The sequence below is a fragment of the Geoalkalibacter sp. genome, assembly GCF_030604225.1.
Taxonomy (GTDB): Bacteria; Desulfobacterota; Desulfuromonadia; order Desulfuromonadales; family Geoalkalibacteraceae; genus Geoalkalibacter.
Window position 1 is genome coordinate 1 of the sequence record NZ_JAUVWH010000198.1, and the last position, 3,108, is coordinate 3,108.

Genomic DNA, 3,108 nt, shown 5'->3' on the forward strand with positions numbered 1-3,108 from the left:
CGGAGCTGCGCCTCGGCGAGGAGGTGGAAATCCTGCTCTGGGAGTTCACCGACCTCGGCGTCAAGGTCATCGTCAATGACCTGTTCCCCGCGCTGCTCTATCAGGATGAAATCCGCCCCGGCATGAAACGCGGCCAGCGCTTCAAGGCGTACGTGCGCGCTCTGCGCGACGACGGCAAGGTCGATGTCAGCCTGCGCCGTGGCGGCGCGGCAGGCGCCCGCGAGGATCGCGAGGTGCTGCTCGACGCCCTGCGCGCCCAGGGATTTCTGCCCCTCCACGACCAAAGCCCGCCCGAAGAGATTCAGCGAGTTCTGGGGCTGAGCAAAAAGGCTTTCAAAAAGGCTTTGGGCGGGCTGTACAAGGCGGGGCTGGTCGAGATGGAGGCAGGAGGCGTCCGCCTTCAGGAGAAGACGGGCGGGGGCAAGGGCAAGGGGGCTCGCAAGCAGTAGAGCGCCGGATGAAGCGCAATCCAATTGGGCGATTTTTCCCTTGATCACGCCCCTCCCTTGATTGACAAATGTCGTTCTCTTGGCGACAATATGCGTAAACGCTTTTCGCAGGAGGCCGCCATGCTGCCACAAACCACGACCCTGCCTGTAGGGGAGATCCTTGGCGTGAAAGACCTCGGGGATTCCCCCGTCGAAATGGTCGACGCCGTGCGGCGCGGCCTGCCCTACCAGAGCCTCGCCAAGGTTGCCGAAGCGCTGGATCTCTCCACCAATCAACTGGCCCAATACCTTCCGGTCACCGCGCGCACCTTGCAGCGCTACCAGAAAGAAAAGCAGAAACTCGACCGCGACATCTCCGACCATCTGCTGCAGATCGCCCGCGTGTTCGCGCGCTGCCGGGAGGTCATGGAGGACAGTGATCGGGCGCGGCGCTGGTTGCAGACACCAAGCATACCCTTGGGACAGGTTACGCCCATGTCCCTGCTCGATACCTACACCGGTGTTGAGATGGTCATGGATGAATTGGGGCGGATTGAGCACGGGCTTGCCGCCTGATGCGGCTGTTTCGCGTCGCACCGGAAAAATTTGCTCGTGATACCAGCGGCGAAGGCGCAAGGCTCTATGGTGCGCGCTGGAACCCCAAGGGTATTCCCGTCCTCTATACGGCGACGACGCGCTCCCTTGCCGTCCTTGAGTCGCTCGTCCACGCCTCGGCAAACGAAGGACCGATCAGCCGAATGCTGATCACCTTCGAACTGCCTGATACGGTGGCAAGCACGCATATCCGTCCCGAAGAGTTGCCCCCGGGCTGGAACGGCAATCCTGCCCCCGCCGTGTTGGCCGAACTCGGCAGAAAATGGGCGGAGCAGAACCAGTTCCTGGTCCTGCGGGTTCCTTCGGCGGTGCTTCCCTTCGGCGAGGAAATGAACGCCCTGGTCAACCCGCGCCATCCGGAATTTCACCATCTCAAAATCATCGATGAGCGCCCCTACCTGTTCGATGCGCGCCTGCTGAAACGCTGAAAAAAAACAGGGACAGGCTGATTTTCCTCCGGAAAAACCAGCCTGTCCCTGTTTTGGTTTGCGGGAAACCCTCTTTGCCTGGTGCCCTCTCACCGCATGAGTTTGCCGGCCATGCGCAGGATGTCGTCCAGCGGGTTGCCATCGCCGTTGAGATCGAGCATGGAGGCGAGTCCAGGTGCGCCGGCCTTTCTCGCCGGTCCCTGGCCGCCCAGCAGCCCTCCCAGCAGGCCGGCGAGCCCGCCGCCGGCGGGTGCCGTTGGTTCCGGGGCACTCGCTTCGCGCTGCTTGCCCATGTAGCCCGCCACCGCCATGGCCAGCATCGGCAGCATCTTCTTGAGCAGGGAGGTATCGAGGCCCGAGCGTTCAGCCGCATTCTGGGCGACGGTACGACTAACCTCCTTGGAGCCGAAAATCTGGCTCAGGACTTCGTTGCCCCGGTTCGTGTCGGTCGGTCGCGGCGCCAGCACGTCGTCCAGGAGGTCGCCGCCACCGAGCTGCCCCAGCAGGCGGCCCAGTCCGTCGAGGCCGTCCGGACGGGTCTGGACCTGTTTCTTGAACCCGCCGAGAAGGGCCGGCGCCAGAGCCTCGACGCCGCTGGCCGCCTGGCTTTCGCTGACGCCCAGTTCGCGCGCCATGGATTGAAGGCCGCCCATCTGGGCGAGAATATCGGTGATCTGCATCGTCTGGCTCCTTGGCGTGAAGGGTTGCGCGGTCGCCTCAATTCAGCAGCTCCGCGGGCACGTTGCCGCCGTTGGCGGCGAGGCGGGCGAGCACCGTCTTGTGCAGCCAGACATTCATTTTCGCCGAATCCCCCATGAATTCCGCCGGACAGCCCAATTCAGCGGCCAGTTCCTTGCGCGCGGCGAGGCTGCTGTCGATCTCCAGGAGCTTGAGCAGATCGACGATGGAGGTCTTCCAGTTGAGTTTCTGCGGGTTTTTCGCGGCGCGCTGCTCCAGCTTGCTCACGACATCGACCAGGGGCACCGCCTTGGGTGCCGCGGCGGTGGTTGCTCCCGAGGGCGGGGCGGCCGATGCGGTGGGCGCGGCGGCCTGAGCAGAGGCAGCGGCACTGCCGAAACCGAGCTTCTCCAGAATCGTCTTGAAAAATCCCATGGCGCTCTCCTTGGCAAGAAAAAACAGTGCAAAACTGCCCCAGTGCAGGATCGGCCTGTTTTCGTCTTTAATTAAGCAGAACATCCAGGGAAGTCAATCGGCGCGGGAGAAGAGATCCCCCCTTCTCAGCGCAGCACCTCCAGCCCCGCTCCCTCCACCCACTTCTTCACCGGCAACAACCGTCCGCCGCCCAATCGCAGCAATTCGCCGCCCAGACGGCGCGGCTGGCCGGGGTCGTGACTGGACATGACCAGGGTGATCCCCAGTGCCGGCAGGGATTGAATGACCGCCTCGAAGGTGGCGACGGTTTCGCGGTCGAGATTGGCGGTGGGTTCGTCAAGCAGCAGCACCTCGGGCCGCAGGGCCAGGGCGCGGGCCAGGGCCACGCGCCGGGTTTCTCCGCCGGAGAGTTCCCGCGCCCGGCGCTTCGCGAACGCGCTCAGGCCCACGGCCTCCAGGCTCTGCTCGATGCGGCGGCGCTGCTCGTCGCCGCGTATGCCGCGCAGGGCCAAACCCATGGCCAG

General features: G+C 64.2%; 5 protein-coding genes and 1 pseudogene. 3 read left to right on the plus strand and 3 right to left on the minus strand.

Annotation, left to right across the window (positions count from 1 at the left end; all coding sequences use genetic code 11):
• The 3 genes and pseudogenes from QAT43_RS14670 to QAT43_RS14680 form a co-directional block, all read left to right on the plus strand.
• A pseudogene (locus QAT43_RS14670) lies at window positions 1-449 on the plus strand (CvfB family protein); the annotation flags it as partial.
• Window positions 450-569: 120 nt separating this feature from the next.
• Complete coding sequence (parS, locus tag QAT43_RS14675; protein ID WP_305043837.1) at window positions 570-1,004, plus strand: type II RES/Xre toxin-antitoxin system antitoxin; 435 nt, start codon at window positions 570-572, stop codon at window positions 1,002-1,004.
• Window positions 1,004-1,471, plus strand: a complete 468-nt coding sequence (locus QAT43_RS14680) for an RES family NAD+ phosphorylase (RefSeq protein WP_305043838.1) — start codon at window positions 1,004-1,006, stop codon at window positions 1,469-1,471. The genes parS and QAT43_RS14680 overlap by 1 nt, the downstream gene beginning before the upstream one ends.
• A gap of 89 nt (window positions 1,472-1,560) precedes the next feature.
• Here QAT43_RS14680 and QAT43_RS14685 read toward each other — a convergent pair whose 3' ends face one another.
• The 3 genes from QAT43_RS14685 to QAT43_RS14695 all read right to left on the minus strand — a co-directional run.
• Window positions 1,561-2,151 carry a DUF937 domain-containing protein gene (locus tag QAT43_RS14685; protein WP_305043839.1) on the minus strand — a complete coding sequence of 197 codons (591 nt, stop codon included), beginning with the start codon at window positions 2,149-2,151 and terminating at the stop codon, window positions 1,561-1,563.
• A gap of 37 nt (window positions 2,152-2,188) precedes the next feature.
• Complete coding sequence (locus tag QAT43_RS14690) at window positions 2,189-2,584, minus strand: DUF3597 domain-containing protein (protein ID WP_305043840.1); 396 nt, start codon at window positions 2,582-2,584, stop codon at window positions 2,189-2,191.
• 125 nt (window positions 2,585-2,709) lie between these two features.
• A partial coding sequence (locus QAT43_RS14695; RefSeq protein ID WP_305043841.1) for an ATP-binding cassette domain-containing protein occupies window positions 2,710-3,108 on the minus strand: 399 nt, incomplete at its 5' end.

Bases quoted from the DNA above. Each gene is read 5' to 3' on its own strand.
- QAT43_RS14690 (WP_305043840.1), bottom strand. From the start codon at position 2,584: ATGGGATTTTTCAAGACGATTCTGGAGAAGCTCGGTTTCGGCAGTGCC.
- QAT43_RS14680 (WP_305043838.1), top strand. From the start codon at position 1,004: ATGCGGCTGTTTCGCGTCGCACCGGAAAAATTTGCTCGTGATACCAGC.
- QAT43_RS14685 (WP_305043839.1), bottom strand. From the start codon at position 2,151: ATGCAGATCACCGATATTCTCGCCCAGATGGGCGGCCTTCAATCCATG.
- parS (WP_305043837.1), top strand. From the start codon at position 570: ATGCTGCCACAAACCACGACCCTGCCTGTAGGGGAGATCCTTGGCGTG.